Consider the following 22,484-nt stretch of genomic DNA (forward strand, 5'->3'; position numbering starts at 1 on the left):
GCAGACGCCTGGGATAAACCCTTTATCGGCAGAACGATAAAGACGATTGCTCGCTTACATGCCCCAGCGCTGCACCGTCGCGGCATCGAGTCCGTACAGATCGAGCACGCGGCCGAGCGTGTGATCGACCATGTCGGTCAGCGATTCGGGATTCGCGTAGAAGGCGGGCACGGGCGGATAGACGATCGCGCCCGCTTCCGTCACGGCCGTCATGCTGCGCAGGTGGCCGAGATGCAAAGGCGTTTCACGCACCATCAGCACGAGGCGGCGGCGCTCTTTCAACGTGACGTCGGCGGCGCGCGACAGCAGGCCACCCGTCACGCCCGTCGCGATCTCCGACAAGGTCTTGATCGAGCAGGGCGCGACGATCATGCCCATCACGGGGAACGAGCCGCTCGAAATGGACGCGCCGATGTCGGTGTTCGAGTGGCAGACGCTCGCCATCGCGCGCACGTCGGCGATGTTGTAGTCCGACTCGTGCGCAAGCGTGACCTGCGCGGAGCGGCTCATCACGAGGTGTGTCTCGATCTCCAGCTTGCGCAGCAATTGCAGCAGCCGCACGCCGTAGATGACGCCGGATGCGCCGCTGATGCCCACTATCATGCGCCGCGGCGGCATGCCTCTCATATCCATAAGACTCTCCCGAATGCCAATCCCTGTTCGCGTGACGCGGCGGATGTTAGCACCCGGTTTCTGCTAAAAGAAGCTTGAAGCGCGATTAAATACGCGGCCCTGGTGTTTTTCCCGATCCTTTAAAGGCTTTGTTCGTTTTGTTCGATTGGTTGATAAATAATTCGCGATTCAAAGCCGTAATCCGGTTCGCTAAACTCTCGCCAACATATGACAGGCCATGGGCATCCGCACGGCGGGTTCGCACAGGCCCAATACATATGGGGATCAGCCGGCATGCAGCCGGCTGGCGATAAAAAAGACATTGGAGACACTGGTTGAAAACGACGAGTCTGCTGTTAGGCGGCTGTGCGTTCGCGTTGTGTTGTCCCGCGTTCGCGCAGTCATCGGTGACGCTGTACGGGAGCGTCGACGTGGGTGTCGATTTCGTGACGAACTCTCGTGGCGCACACCTGTATCAGGAATCGGCGGGCAAGCGCACGCCGGACCGCTTCGGCTTTCTGATCAAGGAGGATATCGGCGGCGGCAATACGGTCTTCGCGCGGCTCGAATCGGGCTTCCTGACCAACACGGGCGCGCAGATCAATCCGACGAGCTTCTTCAATCGCGATGCGTACGTGGGCATCACGAACGACCGGTTCGGCTCGCTGAGCCTCGGCCATATTCCCGACTACGTGTACGAGTACGTGGGCGGGCTGAACAACTCGGTGCCCGGCATCTCGTCGTTCTATACGGTCGGCAATCTGGACGGACTGGCCAACACGCGCGCGCTCGACAACTCGGTGAAGTACGAAACGATCGATTACCGCGGCTTCCAGGCGGGCGTGATGAACAGCTTCGGCAACCAGACGAACTTCAGCGAGGGGCGTCAGTACAGTATCGGCGCGCATTATCAGAACGGCATCGTGAAACTGGGCGCGGCGTACTCGATGTCGCACAACCGCACGGCGGACCTCTTCGGCATCTTCGGCGTGACGTCGGTGCTCGGACAGACGCTGAAGCAGGGCACGCTCTTCAACGCGGAGCGGTATAGCACGATTGCCGTAGGCGGTTCTGTTGCTGTCGGCGATTTCATCCCGCACGCAACTTTTACCGATGTGAAGCTCGAAGATCCGCAGGGCTCGGTGACGGAGCGTAACTACCAGGTCGGCGTGAACATCGATCTGAGCGGCGGCAAGCGCTTCTATGTGCTCGGTATCTCGTACAACCGTTCGATGTTCGAAGGACTGACCTACAACCAGTACAACCTGTTTCTGACGCACTACCTGTCCAAGCGCACGCAGATCTACGCGGGCGTCGGCTTGCAGCGCGCGTCGGGCACGGGCGCGAAGGCGGAGCAGTTCGGCTATCAGCCGTCGAGTTCGAGTGCGCAGACGGTCGGGCGCATCGGTATCAATCAGATGTTTTGACGCGGCACGCTCGGGGGCGATATGGCGTGAGCACGGCGATGTAGATGTGGATGAAGGAACGGCATCGAGTGGAAAAGGCAACGGGGCACGGCTTTTTTCACCTTTTTCGATCTGATCATCGAGAATTTTTGATTCTGTCGTCTGCTGGCGGGCCTGTATATTGAGGCTCCCGGCGGCGGCGCCAAAGGGAAGCAGCAGGGCGGCGACGCGACGCAAATGCGCCGCTGCCCGATCAGGCACATTGGGACGCACATGCAAGCAGACCGCACTTTCAACATATCGACACTGATAGAAGAGCAAAAAACAGGGCGTTTCGCGATCGGCCTGCTGTTCTGGTGTTTCCTGATCATGCTGATGGACGGCTACGACCAGACGGCCGTCTCGTTTGCCGCGCCCGCCATCATCAAGGAATGGCACGTCGCGCGCGGCGGCTTCGGTCCCGTATTCGGCGCAGGGTTATTCGGCACGCTGATCGGCTCGTTCATCTTCGGCTATCTCGGCGACCGCTTCGGCCGCAAGCGGGCCATCGTGTCGGGCAGTCTGTTTTTCGGCCTGCTGACGCTGGCATCCGTGTGGGCCTCGTCTCTTCAGGAACTGATGCTGCTGCGTTTCATCGCCGGTCTCGGGATGGGCGGCGTGGTGCCCAACTCGGTTGCGCTGGTCGCCGAATACGCACCGAAGCGTTTGCGCGCGACGTGGGTCACGTTGATGTTCTCGGGCTTTTCGATCGGCGCGGGCTCCGGTGGTCTCGTGTCTTCCGCGCTGATTCATCGCTACGGCTGGCCGGTAATGTTCGTCGTCGGCGGCGTCGGCTCGCTTGCCGTCGCGCTGCTGCTGATCATGACGCTGCCCGAATCGGCGAAGCTGCTGGTCGTGCGTCAGCGCAGCGTCGAGACGGTACGCAAGCTGGTTGCGCGCCTGCGTCCCGACATCGCGCTGCCTGCTGACGCGCAGTTCGTGCCCGGCGAAGTGCAGGAGAAGAAGCGCTTCGTGCTCAAGCTGATTTTCTCCGACGGCCTGCGCGCGATCACGCCGCTGCTGTGGATTGTCTTCATCGTCAATTCGATGGCGCTGTACTTTTTGCAGAACTGGCTGCCGATCCTGATGGAAGGCGTCGGCATCAATCCGCAGAGCGCGGGCATCATCACGACGATGTTCTCGGTGGGCGGCGTGCTCGGCGGACTGATCCTGTGCCGCTTCGTCGATCGTCATGGCGTGCTGGCCATCATCTCGCTGCCCGCAATCGGTTGCCCCGTCGTCGCGTTCCTCGGACACGGCATGTCCGAAGCGTGGCTGATGTTCGCCGTGTTCGCGACCGGCTTCTGCGTGGTCGGCGCGCAGTATGGGCTGTATGCGGTCGCGGGCATGATCTATCCGACTGCGTTCCGCTCGGCAGGTGTGGGCAGCGCGATTTCGGTCGGCAAGATCGGTTCGGTGTCGGGACCCGTGATCGGCGGCATTCTGCTGGCGATGCATCTGCCGTTCGCGCAGATGTTCTACGCGGCGTCGGCGCTGTTCCTCGTCGCGACGATTTTCTCGACGGTGCTCGCCGTGCTGTACAAGGCGCGCTTCGGCGAGCAGCACGAGCAGCACGACAAGGAAGATGCCCCCATCAAGGAGATGCGTTCGGCGCTGGGCGATTCGTGATCGCTGGCCACGCATCGTTTGCTGGGTTTCAAAAAACGTACTCGTTAAAAAAATAATCAACGGGCAGGTGAAGCGCGCCGGTGTCCGTTGGAAAAGGAGACTGGATGCAGACCACCCGCACCATCGACGTTACCGCGCTGATCGAACGGCAAAAGCTGCGCGGATTTTCTTTGTCCCTGATCGCGTGGTGCTTCCTGATCGTGCTGATCGACGGCTACGATCAGGTCGCCGCGGCGTATGCGGCGCCTGCGTTGATCCGCGCGTGGCATGTGAGCGCAACGGGCTTCGGCCATGTGTTCGGCGTCGGCCTGTTCGGCGTGCTCGTGGGCTCGTTGCTGCTCGGCTTTATGGGCGATCGCATTGGAAGGCGGCTCACGATAATTTTTGGCTCGCTATGGTTCGGCATCCTGACGTTTGCGTGCAGCTACGCGACGTCTCTGGATCAACTGACCGTGCTTCGTTTTTTCGCGGGAATCGGCATGGGCGGAGTCGTGCCGAATACCGTGGCTCTCGTGTCCGAGTACGCGCCAAAGGCACATCGCGCGACGTGGATCACGCTGATGTTCTCGGGTTTTTCGATCGGTGCCGGCGGTGGCGGCGCGATTGCATCGTGGCTGCTGCCGCATTTCGGCTGGCCGGTGCTTTTCGAAGTGGGCGGTCTCGTGGCTGTCGTCGTGGCCGTCGCTTCGTTTTCGCTGTTGCCGGAGTCCGTTCGCTTTCTGATCGTCAACGGCCGCGCTGCGCGAGAGATCGCCCGCATCGTGCGCCGGCTGGACCCACATGCGCATGAAAGCGACGAAGCGGTGCGCTATGTCATCGACGACGAGAAGCGGATTCGCGCGACGCCCGTCGCATTGTTCAGCGACGGTCTCGTTCGTGTGACGCCTTTGCTGTGGTTGCTGTTCGTGCTGAACTCGCTCGCGCTGCATTTTCTTCAGAACTGGCTGCCGATCCTGTTCAGCATGAGCGCATTGCCGTCGGCGCAGGCAGCGAAAGCCGCGATGATGTTCCCGGTAGGCGGCACGGTCGGCGCGCTTGCGTTGAGCCGTTGCGTGGACCGCTATGGCATCGCGGTGATCTTGCTGCTTGCGCTGCTGGGCCTTCCTGTCTGCGTTTCGCTCGGCATGACGATGCCCGCGGCCTGGCTGTATGGCACCGCATTCATGAGCGGCGTCTGCGTGATCGGCAGCCAGTTCGCGCTTTACGCAGTGGCGGGCATGGTCTATCCGACGATGCTGCGCTCGGCCGGCGTCGGGTCCGCAATCGGAATCGGCAAGCTTGGATCGGTCGTCGGGTCGGTGCTCGGCGGCGTGCTGCTCGCGATGCATCTGCCGATCGCGCAACTCTTCATGAACGTGTCGATCGTTTTCGTGTTCATCGCGCTGCTGTCGGTCTGGCTGGGCTGGAATCGTCGGCGCGAGGCGCGTGAGTCGTTGGCCTGACGGGTGTTCCGTCCGCTTCCGCGCGGGCTGGTGGTTCAACGTCGCCGGCCCGCGCGCGCTTATAGATTGCCTTCTTCGAACAGCTACGTTCGCACGTTTCCCTCGACGCCAGCTTCATCGTAAAGCGCGATCATCCAGGCGCGATCATCCAGGCGCGAACCGATGACGCGAAAAGCGAACTGGCCGCACATCCCTCCGCAATCGTTTGAGTATTAACCCTGGTCAAGCATGGCTTGACTCATCAATCCTCGCGACGCACACTGTCCTCAACGCAACTGTGATCACAGGTCACAGATCGCAATACAGGAGGCATCTGAATGGCGACACGCTCACCCCGTGGCGAGCTGCCCGAGCTCGAACTCGTTGCTCGCGAGACGATGGCAGGCCGCGTCTATGCGCAGTTGCGCGAGGCGATCATGATCGGCCGGTTCGCGCCCGGACAGCTGCTGAGCCTGCGCAGCGTTGCGGAAGCGGTCGGTTCGTCGACGATGCCCGTGCGCGCCGCGCTCACGCGCTTGCAAGCCGAAGGCGCGTTGATCGACGGGCCGGCCCGCGCGCTGATGGTCCCGCCGATGACGCTCGAGTTGCTCGACGAACTGCGCGACGTGCGCATCGCGCTCGAAGGTTGTGTCGCGAAGCGCGCGGCGTCGCGGATGACGCAGGCGCATCTGTCCGAGTTGCAAGCCATCTACGACGCGATGGACGCTAACGTCGAAGCAGGCGATGTCGCCGCCTACCTGCGCAGCAACTTCCAGTTTCACATCGCCATTTACACGCACGGCGCGAGCGATCTCACGCTCGCGACGATCCAGAACCTCTGGTTGCGCATCGGGCCGTTTCTCAATCTCGTCGCCCCTGACATTCCGCACATGCGCCGCTCGATGGACGCGCACCGCAAGATCGTCGAAGCGCTGTGGCGCGGCGACGGCGAAGGCGCGCGCGCGGGCATCGCGCAGGACATCGGCGAGGCCGCGGCGGACCTCGCCGAGCGATTGCAGGGCAGGGAAGCGGCCAGCGCCTGACACGCTTTCACCGCATCACAACAACGGAGACAAGCATGACGGTTACACAGATGTTGCAACCGCGCGCGGGCTTGCGCGTGCTCGTCACAGGCGGCGCATCGGGTATCGGGCTCGTGATCGCCCGCGCGTTCGCCGATGCCGGCGCGCGCGTGCATGTATGCGACGCGAGCCGCGACACCATCGATGTGCTCGCAACGGCCGAAGCGAATCGCGGTGCAGGCGCGATCACAGCGACGCTCGCCGACGTGTCCGATCGCGACGCCGTCGAGCGCGTGTTCGCCGATGTAGAGGCGCAACTCGGCGGACTCGACGTGCTGGTGAACAACGCAGGCATCGCGGGGCCGACGGGCGGCGTCGATCAGATCGATCCCGACGAATGGGACAACACGATCGACGTAAACCTGAATGCGCAGTTCTACTTCGCGCGCCGCGCGGTGCCGTTGCTGCGCAATGCGCCGGATGGCGGCGCGATCATCGCGTTGTCGTCGGTGGCGGGGCGCCTTGGCTACGCGTATCGCACGCCGTATTCGGCGACCAAATGGGCCATTGTCGGCCTGACGAAAAGTCTCGCGATCGAACTCGGACCCGCAGGCATACGCGTCAATACGATCCAGCCCGGCATCGTCAAGGGGCCGCGCATCGAGCGCGTGATCGCCGCGCGCGCGCAGCAACTCGGCCTCTCATACGACGAGATGGAGAAGCAGTACCTCGAAAAGATCTCATTGCGGCGCATGACGACGCCCGAAGAAGTGGCGGCCACTGCGCTCTTTCTGTGCTCACCTGGCGGCAGCGGCATCTCGGGACAGGCGATCTCCGTGTGCGGCAACGTCGAAGTGCTCTGAAGCCATCCAGCGAAGAGGAAAACATGGCAAGCAAACGCAAGGTCATCATCACCTGCGCGCCCACAGGCGCGATTCACACGCCGTCGATGTCGCCGTATCTGCCCGTGACGCCGCAACAGATCGGCGACGCCGCGCTTGCAGCCGCGAAAGAAGGCGCGGCGATCCTGCATCTGCATGCGCGCGATCCGAACGACGGACGGCCGACGCAGGACCCGGCCGTGTTTCAGCAGTTCCTGCCGCGCATCAAGGCCGAAACCGATGCGGTGATCAACATCACGAGCGGCGGCAGTCCGCACATGACGGTCGCCGAGCGGCTCAAGCCCGCGCATCACTTCAAGCCCGAAGTCGCATCGCTGAATATGGGCTCGATGAACTTCGGCCTCTATCCGATGCTCGAGCGCTTCAAGGAATTCAAGCACGACTGGGAACGCCAGCATCTTGAGAACAGCCGCGACCTGATCTTCAAGAACACGTTCGCCGACATCGAATACATCCTCACGTCGTGCGGCGCGAACGGCACGCGTTTCGAGTACGAGTGCTACGACATCTCGCATCTGTACAACCTTGCGCATTTCGTCGATCGCGGTCTCGCGAAGCCGCCGTTCTTCGTGCAGAGCGTGTTCGGTCTGCTGGGCGGCATCGGCGCGCATCCGGAAGACCTGATGCACATGCGCCGCACAGCCGACCGCCTGTTCGGCGGCGACTACGTGTGGTCGATTCTCGGCGCGGGCCGCAACCAGATTCCGCTCGGCTCGATGGGCGTCGCGCAGGGTTCGAACGTGCGCGTCGGTCTCGAAGACTCACTGTGGATCGAGCCGGGCAAGCTCGCGGAATCGAGCGCGGACCAGGTGCGAAAGATCAGGCAGGTGATCGCAGGGCTCTCGCTCGACATCGCGACGCCCGCCGAAGCGCGCGCGATGCTGGGTCTCAAAGGCGCGAACGAAACCAACTTCTGACGCGCGGAGGCCATCATGAGCAGCGCATCTGCGCCACGTCTGAAGGTCGTGGCAATGCCGACGGGCCGGCTGACGGTCGACCGCTCGTCGCAAGTCCACGGGCGCTATTTCGGGCAGTCGATCCGCGTGCCCGTGTGGTCGACGGCGATCGTCGGCGCGCAAAAGAAGATCGTCGTCGATACGGGCATTCACGATCCGGCGTGGGTCTCGAACTTCGTGTGCCCGTGCGAACAGGCGCCCGAAGAGCGGCTCGAACGCGCGCTGAAGGAGTACGTCGGCTGGAGCGCGGACGACGTCGACATCGTGATCAACACGCATCTGCACTACGACCACTCGGGCGGCAACACGCTCTTTCGCAACGCGAAGTTTGTGATCCAGGCTGCCGAATGGGAATACGCAGGCCATCCGCTGCCGACGCAGGCGACTTACTACCAGGAGTTCCTGATCGGCCGCGAGCCGCTTGCCTGGTTTCGCTGGCAGTTCGTCCACGGCATCACGGATATCGTGCCCGGCGTGCGCGTCGTGCCGACGCCGGGACATACGCCCGGTCATCAGTCGGTTGCCGTCGATACGGAAGACGGCGTCGTGCTGATCGCGGGCGATTGCGCGAACTGCATGGAGAACATCGTCGATCTGGTGCCCGTCGGCATCGTCCATGAAACGCAGGCGGAATTCGCGTCGCTCAGGCGCATTCGCCAGATCGCCGACTTCGTCATCCCCGGACACGATCCCAACGTCGTGCCCGGTTCGGCAGGCATCGTCTTGCCGCGTGAATCACGCTTGCCGCACGTCCAACCCTGAAAAACAAAGACGGTACTGGAGGAAGACATGAAAGCAGTGACCCACATCATCCGCCGCGCGGGGCAGGCGGCGCTCGCCGCCGTGCTGGCCGGCGGACTCGCTTTTTCCGGCAATGCCGTTGCCGCCGGCAAGTACAAGATCTTCCTGTCGATGAGCTACGTCGGCAACGACTGGCAGACGGAAGCCGCGAACATGGTCAAGGCGATGGCGGAAACGCCGGCGCTGAAGGACAAGGTCGATCTCGAAGTACAGGTAGCGGGCACCGACGCGCAGAAGCAGATCCAGCAGATCAACTCGATGGTGCAGGCGGGCGCGAAGGCGATCGTCATCTATCCGATTTCGCCGACGGCACTCAACCGCGCGATCCGCAACGCGTGCTCGAAGGGCGTGGTCGTCGCGGCGTATGACGGCGAAGTCACCGAGCCGTGCGCACACAACGTGACGATCGACCAGAAGCAGGCGGGCACCGTCACGGCCGAATGGCTCGCGAAGACCATCAACGGCAAGGGCAACATCGTGCTGATCAACGGCGTGCCGGGCACGTCGGTCGACCGCGCGCGCACCGAGGCCGCGAAAGCCGTGTTCGCGAAGTACCCGGGCATTCACATCGTCGCGGAAGGCACGGGCATGTGGAGCCAGGCGACGGCGCGCACCGAGCTGTCGAAGATTCTCGCGACCAACAGCTGGGACAAGATCGACGGCCTGTGGATGCAGGTGGGCTGCTTCACGGCTGCGTCGATGCAGCTCGAAGCGGGTATCGCCGACGACAAGATCAAGCCGTGCGCGGGCGAATCGTCGAACGGACACCGCGTGCAGATGCTGCCGCCCGGCACAGTGAAAGGCGAAGGCACGTATCACTCGATCGGCTATCGCTCGATTTCGTACGGCGCGCCGCCTTACTCCGGCGCGATGGCGCTGAAGCTCGCCGTGGCGAAGCTCGACGGCAAGGACTTTCCGCAACGCGTGACGCTCAAGCTGCCGCTCGTCGAGAGCGCGCAGTCGAAGCTGTGCAAGACGGGTTCGATCGACGAGCTGAAGGCGGGCTGCACCGCGTTCCCGCAAGACAAGGTGCCGCCGGGCTGGTTCGCGGACATCTATTCGGACGAGACGCGCGAGGTCGGTTTCAACGCGGCGCTGAGCGGCAAGCAGGACTGACGCTCGCCGCAACGGAGGTGTTCCGATGGCAAGCATGAGCATGCAGGCGAGTGCGGCGGAAGGCGGTCTCGCGATCGATCTTGCCGGCATCGTCAAGCGCTTCGGCGCAACTGTCGCGCTCGACGGCGCATCGTTTCGCGTGAGGCGCGGCGAGGTTCACGCGCTGCTCGGCGAGAACGGCGCGGGCAAGTCGACTACCGTCAAGCTGCTGTCCGGCCTGATGCGGCCGGACGCGGGCAGCATGCGCGTGATGGGGCAAGACGTGTCGATGCACGGTCCGAAGGACGCGCATCGTGCCGGCGTGCAGACCGCGTTCCAGGAGATGACGCTGGTGCGCGATCTGACTGTCGCGCAGAACCTGTTGATGGCCTACGAGCCGACAGGCTCGTTCGGCCGCATCAAACGGCACGACGCGTTGCGCAAGGCGGCCGAGTGGCTGGAGCGGCTCGAGCTCGGCGACATCCGCCCCGGTGCGTACATCCGCGATCTGTCGCTGCCCGTGCGGCAGAAGATTGAGATCGCGAAGGCGATCGCGCGCGAGCCGCAAGTGCTGCTGCTCGACGAGCCGACCTCGGCGCTGTCGGGCCGCGACGTCGCGTGGCTCGCGAGGCGTATCGACGAACTGAAGGCACGCGGCGTGACCTTCGTGTTCATCTCGCACCGAATGCAGGAAGTGCGCGAGTTCTGCGACAGCCTTACCGTGTATCGCAACGGCAAGGACGTCGGGGCGTTCGACGCCGCCGATATCTCCGACGACGAAGTGATCCGGCTCGTGATCGGCCGCTCGATGGATGCGAAGTATCCGCCGAAGGTGACGGCTCCCGCGAAGATCGCGACGCCCGCGATCGAGGCGCGCGGCATTCGCGTCGACGGCATGGTGAACGACTTCGACCTGACGCTGCGCGCGGGCGAGGTGCACGGCATCGCGGCGCTGCAAGGCATGGGGCAGCGTGAACTGTTCGAGGCGCTGTTCGGCGCGACGTATATCGACGCGGGCGAGATCCGCATCGACGGCAAGCCCGTCACGCTGACCTCGACGGCCGATTCGCTGAAGGCGGGCGTATCGACGGCACTGCTGCCCGAGGACCGGAAGACGGAAGGGCTGTTCCTGCGTCTGCCGGGCGGCGAGAACATCTCGCTGCCGATGATCCGGCGTTATACGCGCTTCGGACTGATCGACCGCAAGCGCGAGCAGGCCGCGATCCGCCGCTCGCTCGAACAGATGGAAGTCAATCCGCGCGCGTTGTACAAGCCCTGTCTATCGTTCTCGGGCGGCAACCAGCAGAAGATCGCGATGGCGAAATGGCTCCTCACGCAAAGCCGCGTGTGGCTGATGTTCGATCCGACGCGCGGCATCGACGTCGGCACCAAGCATCAGATCTTCGTGCTGATGCGTGCGTTCGCGGCGGCGGGCGGCTCGGTGCTGTTCTATTCGACGGACGTGCCCGAGCTCGTCAACGTGTGCGACCGCGTGACGGTGGTCTATCGCGGCCGGCACGCAGGCGAACTCGAAGGCGACGCGCTCACCGAAGAGAACGTGATGCGCAGGATGCTGTCGAGCTGAGACCGGCCTGAACCATCGTTCTACGAGAGGTATTTTCATGAACAATGCAATTGCGTCTCACGAAAGCGAGATCGCGCGGCCGGGCGCGCACGTCGGCTTCGGTGCGCGCATCGATCACCATCGCGGCCTGATCATCGCGGTCGGCGCGCTCGCGGCGATGATGATCGCGTGGGTGGCGCTGTCGGCGACACCTGTGGGCCTCTACGACATCGGCTCCGTGATTTCGAGCAGCACGACGCTCGCGCTCGCCGCGATCGGCCAGACGATCGTCGTGCTGAGCGGCGGCTTCGACCTGTCGGCATCGGCGGTCGTGTCGCTCGCGAACGTGCTTGCCGTGCGCTTCGTGCAGGGCACGCCGCTCGAGCAGTGGGCGGGCGTCGCGTTGATCCTCGCGATCGGCGTCGGCATCGGCCTCGTGAATGGCGCGCTGATCGCGTGGTTCCGGCTGCAATCGATCGTCGTCACGCTGGCGACGATGTTCATGGTGCAAGGCATGACGCTGCTGATCCAGAACAAGCCGGGCGGCAGCATCGGCGACCAGTTCGCGAGCGCGCTCACGGCCGACCTGATCCCCGACAAGCTGCCGATGTCGGCGGGCGTGCTGATCGCGGCACTCGCCGTTTGGGCTTTCTTGCGGCGCACGCGGCTCGGCGTGGGCATCTACGCGCTCGGCAGCGAGCCGGACAGCGCATACGCGAACGGCCTGCCCGTCACGCGCTATCGCATTGCGACGTACGCGATCGCGGGCATGTTCTACGCGGCGGCGGGCCTCTATGTGTCGGCGCAGACGGGCTCCGCCGATCCTCTCGTCGGCAGGCCGCTGCTGCTGTCGATGTTCACGGCCGTCGTGCTCGGCGGCACGCGGCTCGGCGGCGGACGCGGCGGTTGTGTTGGCACCGTGTTCGCCGCGATGACGCTGATGATCACCGTCAACATTCTGCTCGTGCTCAACGTGTCGGCGTTCTTCACGACGATCGCCGAGGCTGTGATCCTGATCCTCGCCGTGCTCGGCTCGTCGATCGGCAAGCAGTCCGCGGCGCACGAAAGCGCGCGTTACCTGATGCAGTGTGTGAAGGCGCTGCGAACCCATAGCCGCGCGCAAGACGGCGGGCGCGCGCGGCGCGTCGATTTCGCCGTCGCGGATTTTCGCGCGGTCGAGAACACCGAGCTCACGGGCCGCTTTTTCGCCGACTGGATCGAACGCAATCGCGAATGGGCGCGCTACGTCGTGCCCGCGTATCTGCTGTTCGTCGCGGTGATCGTGTTGACGGGCTTCGTCTACGGTCCCGGCGTGTTGGCGAGCGCGAACTTCTATAGCAGCCTGCTCACGCTGACGCTGTTTCTCGCGATCCTCGGCCTGGGCCAGGGCGCGGTGATCCTGACGGGCGGCCTCGATCTGTCGATGCCGTGGCTCATCACGCTGTCGGGCGTGCTGCTCACGGGCCTCACGCACGGCGTCAACGACGCGGCATGGTGGGCCGTGCCCGTCGTGCTGGGCGCGGGGCTTGTCGTCGGCGTTTTCAACGGCGCGGGCGTGGTCGTGCTCGGGCTGCCGCCGATCGTTGTCACGCTTGCGGCGAACGGACTGCTGCAAGGGCTGACGCTGATCTATTGCAATGGCTCGCCGCAGGGCTGGGCGCCTTCCGCGCTCAGCGCGTTCACGAACGGACGCGTGGGCTGGCTGTCGCTCGCGGCGTGGTGCGTGCCCGTGTTTCTCGCGTTTGCACTGCTGCTGTTGCATCGCACGGCGTTTGGCCGGCGCGTGTACGCCGTCGGCAATTCGCCCGTCGCGGCGAAGCTGTCGGGCGTGCGCGTGGGGCCGACGCTGATCGCCGTCTACTGTCTGTCGGGCGTGTGCTCGGCGCTCGTCGGCCTGCTGCTCGCGGGCTTCAGCAGCCAGGCGTTTCTCGGCATGGGCGACCCGTATCTGCTGCCGTCGATTGCCGTGGTCGTCGTGGGCGGCGCGCTGATCACGGGCGGACGCGGCCACTATCTCGGCGTGTTCGGCGGCGCGCTGCTGTTGACCGCGCTCGGCACGCTGCTCGCGGGCACGACGGTACCGCCCGCGGTGCGCGACATCATCAACGGACTCGTCGTGCTGGCCGCTGTCATCACGCTGCGCGACAAGAAAGCCTGATCAATAGGAGAAAGCACAATGGCGCAGCGACAGGTTGCAGTGATCGGTTCGGGCCGTATCGGCCGCGCATGGGCGATCGTCTTTGCACGCGCGGGTTTTCGTGTGAATCTGCACGACGCGGTGCCAGCGATGCTCGAAGGGGCAGTGCCCGCGATTCGCGAGAGCGTGCGCGATCTGGCGTCGTTCGGGCTCGTCGATGAGCCGGTGGATCGCATCGTCGAGCGAGTAGCCATTTGCGCGCAGCTCGCCGACGCGGTGCGCGATGCCGATCTCGTGCAGGAGAACATCGCGGAAGTGGTCGACGAAAAGCGCGCGTTGTTCGCGAAGCTGGACCACATGACGCGTCCCGATGCGTTGCTCGCGAGTTCGACGTCGGGCCTGCCTGCATCGACGTTCACCGAAGGGCTTGCGAGCCGCGCGCGGTGTCTCGTCGCGCATCCCGTGAATCCGCCTTCGCTCGTGCCGCTCGTCGAGCTGTGCGGCGCGCCTTGGACCGCGCCCGACACGCTCGCGCGCGCCCGCGCGATCTACGAGGAAGCGGGCCAGAAGCCCGTCGTCGTGAACCGCGAGATACCGGGCTTTCTGCTGAACCGTCTGCAAGGCGCGTTGCTCGACGAAGCCTTGAGCCTCTTCGAACAGGGTTACGCCGATGCGGCGGATCTCGACACGGTGATGCGCGACGGGCTCGGCCTGCGTTGGTCGTTCATGGGTCCGTTCGAGACGATCGATCTGAATGCGCCTGGTGGCGTGACCGATTACGCGCAGCGCTACGGCGGCACGTATCGCTCGATCGCGGCCACGCGCGTGCCGTTCGAATGGTCCTCCGACGTTGTCGCGGCGCTCGACGTGCAGCGTCGCAAGGTGCTGCCGCGCGACCAGATCGAGGCGCGCAGCGCATGGCGCGACCGGCGGCTGATGGCGCTGCTCGCGCATCGGCGCGCGCTCGCGGCGAAATCGGGCGACGAATGACACTGTGCTACGTGCGATGCGCGGCGGACGGCATCGCGGATACATCACGCAAACGAATCGGGAGACGACGATGGTCGAGACAAGCTTGCTGGTCGATGCGAACAATCATCTCGGCGAAGGGCCGCTGTGGGACGTGCGCGAAGAGCGCCTTTACTGGATCGACAGCACGGCGGCGGAAATCTACAGTTGCCGCGCGGACGGCTCCGACGTGAAGCGCTATTTCGTGCCGCGCCATATCGGATCGATGGCGCTGCGCGAGCAGGGCGGTGCCGTCGTCGCGCTCGCGAACGGGCTTCACTTCTATGACTTCGATGCACAGATCGTCGAGCCCATCGGCGACCCCGAAAGCGATGATCCCGAGACGCGCTTCAACGACGGCAAGGTCGATCGCAAAGGGCGGTTTATCGCGGGCACGATGGCCTACGATTTCGACCGCTTCGACGCGGACCGGGGCCAACGCCCGACGCGCAGCGGCGGACTATACCGGCTCGACACGAACCGCGCGATCAAGCGGCTGGACAGTGGCATCAGCTGTTCGAACGGGCCATGCTGGAGCCCCGACAACCGTACGCTCTATTTCACCGACACGTACGAGAAGCTGATGTACGCATACGACTACGACATCGAAACGGGGAGCGTGTCGGATCGCCGGGTGTTCGCATCGGCGCGCAACATGGCGGGCACGTTCGACGGCGCGACCGTCGACGAGGAAGGCTATATCTGGTCGGCGCTCGTGTTCGGCGGGCGCATTCTGCGTTTCGCACCGGACGGCAGACTCGACCGCACGGTGCCGTTTCCCGTGCGCAACCTGACGAGCGTGATGTTCGGCGGGCCGAAGCTCGACGTTCTCTATGTGACGACGATGGGCCGTCCGATGTGGGGCATTCCGCAGAAGGAACGCGACAAGGGCGGCCTCTTCGCGGTCCGTGGACTTGGCGTACGCGGCTTGCCGGAACCGCGTTTTGCGGGGTAACGGCCGGCGAAAAATCTACTTCTATGAGGCGTGGCGGCGTTGTCAGTGGGGAGGCTCGCCATGCGCTCGCGGATTCAACACACGATCATCGCCGTGACCACGCGGCAACACCTGTTGTAACGCTTTTTTGACGGGCGTAGGCTTGTAGTACGTTCGACATGAGCACGTCGACGCACATAACAAATACAGCCAATCGGGAACGTTTCAACGGGGAAGGGCGATGAAGAAATCTCATACATTGCCGACGCATAGCGCTGGGCCAATCTGGGGCCTGATTTTCGGGGCCGTCATGGCGACGATCGCGGCCGCTCTGTGGATGTATGCGCAGACGCATGCCAATTCGAGCCGTCTGGACGAATCGCTGGCCGTGGGTGCTGCGCTGGTCGGCGTGTTTGTCGCTGTGTGCGCTGCCCGGGAAATCCGTCATTACAAGCATTGAAGAACACCGGGCGATGATCTCGCGCCACGCGTTTTTGCAACGCGTGGCCGCTCGTGATGTTGCCTGGTGTTTGCCTGGTGTTCGCCGGAGGCCACAGACGACACCCGGCGCAAAGGCTCTCGTTATGCGGACAGATCCAGCGCGTTGGTCAAATCGCCCATGACGGGCTGACCGCGCGACTGCATTGCGGCGTCGCGCGTGCGAAAGCCGTCGAGTGGCTCGAGGTCGAACACGCGCGTGATCAGGCGCAGGATCGACGCCGTGTCATATACGGTGTGATCGACATAGCCCTTCTTCGCGAACGGCGAAACCACCAGTGCCGGCACGCGCGTGCCTGGACCCCAGCGGTCGCCCTTCGGTGGAGCGACGTGATCCCACCATCCGCCGTTCTCGTCGACGGTCACGATCACCACCATGTTCTCCCATTGCGGGCTTGCGCGCAGCGCTTTCACCGCATGCACGACATGGCGATCGCCCGATGCGACATCCGCGTAACCCGCGTGCATGTTCAGGTTGCCCTGCGGCTTGTAGAACGTGACGGCGGGTAGCCGGCCCGCGCGCGCATCGGCGAGGAAGCGATTGGTGCTCTCGTCGTCGCCGAGGCCGGCGTCGCGCAGATGCTTCGCGCGCGCAGCGGTGCCCGGTCCGAGATTCGCGAAATAATTGAACGGCTGGTGGTGATACTGGAAGTTCGGAATCACCGGCGTGCCGTCGTTCGTGTTCTTGCCGTGCATCTCCAGCGTCTGCTGGAAGGCGCCTGCGTACCACGCCCAGTCGATGCCGCGCTTGTCGAGCTTGTCGCCGATGTGCTCATGCGTCTGCGGCGGCAGGGCCATCGCGTTGCTGTCCTGCGTCAGATCGACGACGCCATTCACGCCGACCTTGTATGGCGTGGGTGCGAAGGGCGGCATCATCGTGTTGACGGCATAGCTGATCGCGCGTCCGTCCGCGAGCGTTTCCGGCGGCGTCAGTGCGCTCGGGCCGAACTTGGGGACGCCGTCCATCGCGCTGTTCGGCGACGTCGCAAGCGGTTTCAGATTCGGGTCGTCGGGGCGTCCGCTGAGCGTCTCCGCAATCTGCGCCTTCGCGATGCTTTGCTGCGGATTCGGATACACGGGAGGTGTCGCCGCGACCAGATACTGATGGTTCAGGAACGAGCCGCCAAACGCGCCCTGGAAGAGGTTGTCGCACAGCACGTATTCGCTGGCGAGATCCCATAGCCGCAGGTCGTAGCTGGTGTTTGCATAGTGACCCATCGTGAAGCCGCCCGAGTCCGCCCACGCGGCAAACATATCGTTCTTGCCGCCGTTGATCTGCATCTGGTTCTGATAGAACACATGCCAAAGATCATGCGTGACGAGCGACAGCGGCAGGTTCTCGCCGCGCGGGCCCTTGAGCGCAAACGGCGCGTTCGGCAGATCGGTCTGATATTGCTCGCCGGCCTTGTATGGGACGCCGTCGGCGATCTGATCCTTCAGCAGCCAGCCGCCCGGCACTTTCGGCAGGCGAGGCAGCACGGTCTTGCCGTCGCGGTCGCGCTGCACGCAGTCTTCCGGCTTCACTGCGGAAAGCGGCCGCTCGACGCCCGGGAAATTGCCGAACAGGTTGTTGAAGCTGCGGTTCTCCGCGAAGATCACGACGACCGTCTTGACCTTCGAGCGCAACGCGTGGTCGAACTGCGGTCCCGCCGCGACGCCCGTAACCGAGGCTTCGCGCGATGGCGGCAATGCGCAGCTGGCCAGTCCGCCGCCCATCGCCACAGCGGCGACTCCGCCGAGGAAGTGGCGTCGGCTGGGGCGCTCGGGTGTCCGCGCGGGATCGGCGTCTTCATTCACGGGCGGAGAAGAGGGCGGTTCGGTGCGTTTCATCTGGATGTCCAAGGATGAGGGAAGCGATCGAAGAAGCTTGCGCGAAGCATAGCGTATGGCGGCTATGCGCGGGCGGTCGCAACAGGCGGCACGTTCGGGGCCATATCTTTGCGTAGCTGTCGTGACATTTGCGTGACAGAGAAAATTGCGCGGCCGCAGTTCGCTGTCACGCGGCTGATTTGGCGTTGGTCAGTGTTCTTGTTGCCTGGGAGCCGGTCTGTGCTTTATGCCCCGGCTGTTGAGATGCGCGCAAAGTCGCTTGGCAAGAGACGAGACGACGGCTCGATACGAGGTCGTCGTTCGGGTGATGGGGCGTTAGATCCAACGTGCTCTTCGAGAAGGAAGGCTGGTTGTCCAGTCGCCTCTCGAAGGCAATCTGCATCGCGCAGATTCGTGCGTCGTGAATTCAGCGGAACGTGACGCGCTATTTTCGTTTCGATCGTGTCTGTCGCAAGGATCAGAAGCCTTGAAGCGTGCGTGTCGCGTGTGCGACGAGGTGTACGACGGTGAAGATCGTGCCGCCGATACACGCCGCGAGCACCACGGCAACAAACGGAAGCAAGACGATGTTCACGTTAGCAAAATCAGCTTCGTGTGAAGCGCTTTTGCGCACGCCGAAAAAGCTCCACAAAACGATACGAATGAGCTTGAGGATTTCCATGGCTCCCTCCATCAGGTCAGGGTCAACTAAGAGTACGGCTCATGATCTGCCTTCGACAGAAGCGAAGGAAGGAGCAGTTGACGTTAATCCGATAGAAGCAGAGCACATCACCCATTCATCGCTGCACAGGCCTCGTTCAACCGGGTGCGACAAATGTTCGCAATAAGCCCTTTAAACGCGCAATGAAGCGCTCTCGCCTGCATTCGCTGATCCAGATCATGATCAACAAGCCTTCATATCTCGATAATAAAAACATACTTATATGATGCATCTTAATGCGGTGCGAGAGCACGCCTTATCAACGCCTGAACGAGAACGGAGAAACTGTGTTTTGCTACCAATGTGAACAAACGGACCGCACGGGTGTCCAGCCCGGTTGTGCATCTTCAAAGGGCAATTGCGGCAAGGACGCGACGACGGCTGACCTGCAGGATCTGCTGGTGCATGCAGTCAAGGGCCTCGCGCAATACAACACGCTTGCGCGCACGACGGGGCATGCGGATCGCGAAGCGGATCGGTTCGTTCTCTACGCGATGTTCACGACGCTGACCAACGTCAACTTCAACGCGAGCCGCTTCGTCGCGATGCTGAAGGAAGCGGCCCAGCTTCGCGACCGGGTCCGGTCAGCCTATGAAGACGCAGCGAAGGCGACAGGGGAAGTCGTCCAGCAGCCGGCCGGCCCGGCCGCATGGCAACCGGCTGGCGATCTCGCCGGCCTGCTCGCGCAGGCGCAGACGGTCGGCATCAATGCGGGCATCGAGACTGTTGGCGCGGATGTCATCGGCCTTCGCGCATTGGTGATCTATGGTCTCAAGGGCGTGTGCGCCTACGCGCATCACGCGCAGATGCTGGGCAAGGAGAGCGAAGAAGTCTACGCGGGCGTCGAAGCGGCGCTCGTCTTCCTCGCCACCGAGCCGAGCGACGTCGAGGCGTTGCTCGCGCAAGCGCTCAAGCTCGGCAGCCTGAATCTCAAGGTGATGGAGCTGCTCGACGACGCCAACACGAGCCGCTTCGGCGCGCAACAGCCCACCGCCGTGCGTGTCACTCCTGTGGCGGGCAAGGCCATTCTCGTGTCGGGACATGACTTCGGCGATCTGCAGGCGCTCCTCGAGCAGACGGAAGGCACGGGCATCCAGATCTACACGCATGGCGAAATGCTGCCGGCCCACGCGTATCCGGAGCTCAAGGCATACCCGCACCTCGCCGGCAACTTTGGCGGCGCGTGGCAGGATCAGCAGTCGGACTTCGCGAATTTCCCCGGTCCGATTCTGATGACGTCCAATTGCCTCATCGAACCGCGGCCGCAGTATCGCCAGCGCATTTTCACGACCGGACCGGTGGGCTGGGCGGGCCTGCGGCATCTGGAGCATCACGATTTTTCAGTGCTGGTCCAGGCAGCGAAGGCACTACCCGGCTTCCAGGAAACCGTTCCTGAAAAGACCATCACCATCGGCTTCGGACGTCATGCTGTCCTCGGTGTCGCCGACAAGGTGATCGACGCGGTGAAAGCGGGCGCGATCCAGCATTTCTTCCTGATCGGCGGCTGCGACGGCGCCGCGCCAGGCCGCAACTACTACACGCAGTTTGCTGAGCAGGCGCCGAACGACACGGTCGTGATGACGCTGGGTTGCAACAAGTATCGTTTCAACCAGCACGAGTTTGGCGACATCGGCGGCATTCCGCGTCTGCTCGATCTCGGGCAGTGCAACGACGCGTATTCGGCGATCCGCATCGCAATGGCGCTTGCCGATGCGTTCGAGTGCGGTGTCAACGATCTGCCGCTGTCGCTGATCGTGTCGTGGTTCGAGCAGAAGGCGGCCGCCGTGCTGCTGACGCTGCTCGCCTTGGGCATCAGGAACATCCGCCTCGGACCGACGCTGCCGGCGTTCTTGACGCCGAACATCCTCACGATCCTGGTCGAGCAGTTCGGCATTCAGCCGATCGGCGACGCCAGTTCGGATCTCGCCGCCGCGCTTGCCCGCAAGGCCGCCTGAGTTCCATCCGCCAGGCGTCGTCAGGCGCCTGGCTTTTCTTTGCGCAGAATTTCATGACATTCCAAATCCAGCTCACGACACGCGATGAGCAGCAGCTGAGTTTCGACTGCGCGCCGGATCAGGATCTGCTCACGGCCGCGGCGGAAGCCAATATCATGCTGCCCTCGCAATGCAGGAAGGGCAGTTGCGGTGCGTGCCACGCGTCCGTCACGCACGGCGATTATCAGATGGGTGAACACAACGCCGATGCGCTTTCGGCGGGTCAATCGACTGCGATCCTGATGTGCAGGACCACGCCGTGCAGCGACCTGCGTATCAGCGTTCCCTACGATCAAACGAAAGTGCTGCGTCACGCGGTGCCGCGTCGTTCGACGACGATCGTGGGCCTCGAAACGATCGCGCAGAACACAGTGCGCCTGGAACTTGCGATCTCTCCCGACGCCGAGGGTGGCAGTGCCGCCGAGTTCGAACCCGGGCAGTTCATGGAAGTCGAAATTCCGGGCACCGACGAGCGGCGCCCCTATTCGCTTGCGAACACTAGCAACTGGGAAGGACGGCTCGAATTTCTGATCAGATTGCAGCCGAACGGCCGCTTCTCGACTTATCTGCGCGAGCACGCGGAGGTGGGTCAGCAACTCATGGTCCGCGGTCCGATGGGCGGCTTCGGCATTCGCGAGGATAGCTTTCGCGCGCGCTGGTTCGTGGCCGGCGGCACGGGCGTGGCGCCGATGTTGTCGATGCTGCGCCGCATGGCCGACTTCCAGGAAATGCAGGACGCGCGGCTCTTTTTCGGTGTGAATCAGGAAAACGAACTGTTCCTGCAAGACGAGCTGGAAGAGCTGAAGGTACAACTGCCGCAACTCGAAGTCGATCTGTGCGTCTGGAAGCCTGAATCGGACTGGGATGGCTTCAACGGCACACCGGCCGATGCGTTGTCCGCTGCGCTGGTGAACACGGCCTCTCAGCCGGATATCTACGTCTGCGGACCAGCCGCGCTGATTCGTGCCGCCGAACAGATTGCAATCGATTCGGGCTTGCCGTCCGATCAATTCGAAAGCGAACGGTTTGTTTCAAGTGCCGGCGCGGTGTGATTGGACTTGCTGCAATCTGCCTGCTGGTCGCCGCCCGTACCACGCTCACCCCTGCCTCGTGAGCTCCAGCGCGTACGAATATCGGTCTGCGGGAAACACGCTCACGGTGGCCTCGAACACGAGGCCGCGCGCATCGAAGTACCGCCTGACGATCTCCAGCGCGTGAGAGTCGGGCTCCACACCGAGCGGTTCGGCGATATTCGCGGGCACGCCGATCGCCCTGATCTCCTGGCGCACGTTCTGCACCGACCGGCCGAAGCGCCGCTCGACCATGTCGCATATCAGGCCGGTGCTGTTGCGCAACTCGCGCTTGATGCCGGTACCGAGCGCCGCTTCCAGATAGACGTCGGTCCAGCATAGCGGCGCGTCCGGCTTGGACGGATCGACGCGCAGCATTTCGACGCGCAACAAACGGGTTCCTGCCTCGACGCCGAGCTTGAGCGCAAGCGAAGGACTGGCCGACAGTTCCGTGATCGAGCGGACATGGCGCTCGGTAATCGCGGCGAACTGGACGAGGTCGTCGACGCTCGACATGTTCTGCGTAAACGCCACCTTCGGCTTCGTCGCCTCGACGCGGATGCCGGCGCGCTTGCGCCGCGAAATCAATCCGAGTTCCTGGACGCGCTCCAGCGCCGAGCGAACCGTCGCGCGACTGACGCCGTACTGTTCCGACAAGTCGATCTCGCTCGGAAGCGATGCGCCGACTTCAAACTTTCCTTGTCCGATTGCCTCGATCAGTTGCTCGGCCAGTTCCGCGTATCGGGGTTTCATGCGTGTGCTCTCTTGCCTCAGGCAATCTCGTTTTCGGGCTACGGCGCGATTGTATCGCGCGCGTCGCGCGTCGATGCCCACAAACAGAATAAGGCGAGATGCAACGGTCGACA

At 63.5% G+C, this 22,484-nt stretch carries 19 protein-coding genes; 15 read left to right on the forward strand and 4 right to left on the reverse strand.

Going from position 1 to position 22,484, the window contains the following annotated elements; translation table 11 throughout:
• Nucleotides 1-54 precede the first annotated feature (54 nt).
• A complete protein-coding gene (locus GCT13_RS15360; RefSeq protein WP_152759466.1) occupies nt 55-633 on the reverse strand; it encodes a UbiX family flavin prenyltransferase in 579 nt (192 codons plus the stop codon).
• 314 nt (nt 634-947) lie between these two features.
• On the opposite strand from GCT13_RS15360, the gene GCT13_RS15365 reads away from it, so the two are divergent.
• The 13 genes from GCT13_RS15365 (at nt 948) to GCT13_RS15425 (ending at nt 15,986) form a co-directional block, all read left to right on the forward strand.
• Complete coding sequence (locus tag GCT13_RS15365) at nt 948-2,039, forward strand: porin (protein ID WP_152759468.1); 1,092 nt, start codon at nt 948-950, stop codon at nt 2,037-2,039.
• A 252-nt stretch (nt 2,040-2,291) separates the two neighbouring features.
• Nucleotides 2,292-3,686: an MFS transporter gene (locus GCT13_RS15370; RefSeq protein ID WP_152759470.1), complete on the forward strand. Its 1,395-nt coding sequence runs from the start codon at nt 2,292-2,294 to the stop codon at nt 3,684-3,686.
• A gap of 104 nt (nt 3,687-3,790) precedes the next feature.
• On the forward strand, nt 3,791-5,128 hold the full coding sequence (locus GCT13_RS15375) for an MFS transporter (RefSeq protein WP_152759472.1): 1,338 nt from the start codon (nt 3,791-3,793) through the stop codon (nt 5,126-5,128).
• A 317-nt stretch (nt 5,129-5,445) separates the two neighbouring features.
• Nucleotides 5,446-6,150: a GntR family transcriptional regulator gene (locus GCT13_RS15380; protein WP_087738195.1), complete on the forward strand. Its 705-nt coding sequence runs from the start codon at nt 5,446-5,448 to the stop codon at nt 6,148-6,150.
• 35 nt (nt 6,151-6,185) lie between these two features.
• Nucleotides 6,186-6,992 carry an SDR family oxidoreductase gene (locus GCT13_RS15385; protein WP_152759474.1) on the forward strand — a complete coding sequence of 269 codons (807 nt, stop codon included), beginning with the start codon at nt 6,186-6,188 and terminating at the stop codon, nt 6,990-6,992.
• 23 nt (nt 6,993-7,015) lie between these two features.
• Nucleotides 7,016-7,948, forward strand: a complete 933-nt coding sequence (locus tag GCT13_RS15390; RefSeq protein WP_152759476.1) for a BKACE family enzyme — start codon at nt 7,016-7,018, stop codon at nt 7,946-7,948.
• 15 nt (nt 7,949-7,963) lie between these two features.
• Nucleotides 7,964-8,749, forward strand: a complete 786-nt coding sequence (locus GCT13_RS15395) for an N-acyl homoserine lactonase family protein (RefSeq protein WP_193727675.1) — start codon at nt 7,964-7,966, stop codon at nt 8,747-8,749.
• Nucleotides 8,750-8,776: 27 nt separating this feature from the next.
• Nucleotides 8,777-9,904, forward strand: a complete 1,128-nt coding sequence (locus GCT13_RS15400; protein WP_152759478.1) for a sugar ABC transporter substrate-binding protein — start codon at nt 8,777-8,779, stop codon at nt 9,902-9,904.
• A gap of 25 nt (nt 9,905-9,929) precedes the next feature.
• Nucleotides 9,930-11,468 (forward strand): sugar ABC transporter ATP-binding protein, encoded by a 1,539-nt coding sequence (locus GCT13_RS15405; protein WP_227746853.1) that lies wholly within the window; start codon nt 9,930-9,932, stop codon nt 11,466-11,468.
• A gap of 37 nt (nt 11,469-11,505) precedes the next feature.
• Nucleotides 11,506-13,605: an ABC transporter permease subunit gene (locus GCT13_RS15410; RefSeq protein WP_152759480.1), complete on the forward strand. Its 2,100-nt coding sequence runs from the start codon at nt 11,506-11,508 to the stop codon at nt 13,603-13,605.
• 18 nt (nt 13,606-13,623) lie between these two features.
• Nucleotides 13,624-14,574 carry a 3-hydroxyacyl-CoA dehydrogenase gene (locus GCT13_RS15415; protein WP_152759482.1) on the forward strand — a complete coding sequence of 317 codons (951 nt, stop codon included), beginning with the start codon at nt 13,624-13,626 and terminating at the stop codon, nt 14,572-14,574.
• A gap of 70 nt (nt 14,575-14,644) precedes the next feature.
• On the forward strand, nt 14,645-15,547 hold the full coding sequence (locus tag GCT13_RS15420) for an SMP-30/gluconolactonase/LRE family protein (protein ID WP_152759484.1): 903 nt from the start codon (nt 14,645-14,647) through the stop codon (nt 15,545-15,547).
• A gap of 289 nt (nt 15,548-15,836) precedes the next feature.
• A complete protein-coding gene (locus GCT13_RS15425) occupies nt 15,837-15,986 on the forward strand; it encodes a hypothetical protein (protein ID WP_227746854.1) in 150 nt (49 codons plus the stop codon).
• Between the two features lie 122 nt (nt 15,987-16,108).
• Here the strand turns inward: GCT13_RS15425 and acpA are convergent, their stop codons facing one another.
• On the reverse strand, nt 16,109-17,854 hold the full coding sequence (gene acpA, locus GCT13_RS15430) for an acid phosphatase (RefSeq protein WP_152759488.1): 1,746 nt from the start codon (nt 17,852-17,854) through the stop codon (nt 16,109-16,111).
• 457 nt (nt 17,855-18,311) lie between these two features.
• Nucleotides 18,312-18,515, reverse strand: a complete 204-nt coding sequence (locus GCT13_RS15435) for a DUF2970 domain-containing protein (RefSeq protein WP_152759490.1) — start codon at nt 18,513-18,515, stop codon at nt 18,312-18,314.
• 326 nt (nt 18,516-18,841) lie between these two features.
• Between GCT13_RS15435 and hcp the strand changes: the two genes are divergently transcribed.
• Nucleotides 18,842-20,509, forward strand: coding sequence for a hydroxylamine reductase (gene hcp / locus GCT13_RS15440; protein ID WP_321574373.1), 1,668 nt, complete (start codon nt 18,842-18,844; stop codon nt 20,507-20,509).
• Nucleotides 20,510-20,562: 53 nt separating this feature from the next.
• Entirely contained in the window at nt 20,563-21,600 is a 1,038-nt protein-coding gene (locus GCT13_RS15445) for a 2Fe-2S iron-sulfur cluster binding domain-containing protein (protein ID WP_152759494.1), read from the forward strand.
• A gap of 45 nt (nt 21,601-21,645) precedes the next feature.
• On the opposite strand, the gene GCT13_RS15450 is transcribed toward GCT13_RS15445, so the two are convergent.
• Nucleotides 21,646-22,371: a GntR family transcriptional regulator gene (locus GCT13_RS15450; RefSeq protein ID WP_152759496.1), complete on the reverse strand. Its 726-nt coding sequence runs from the start codon at nt 22,369-22,371 to the stop codon at nt 21,646-21,648.
• Between the last annotated feature and the right edge of the window lie 113 nt (nt 22,372-22,484).

The sequence above is a fragment of the Paraburkholderia franconis genome, from assembly GCF_009362735.1.
Taxonomy (GTDB): domain Bacteria; phylum Pseudomonadota; class Gammaproteobacteria; order Burkholderiales; family Burkholderiaceae; genus Paraburkholderia; species Paraburkholderia franconis.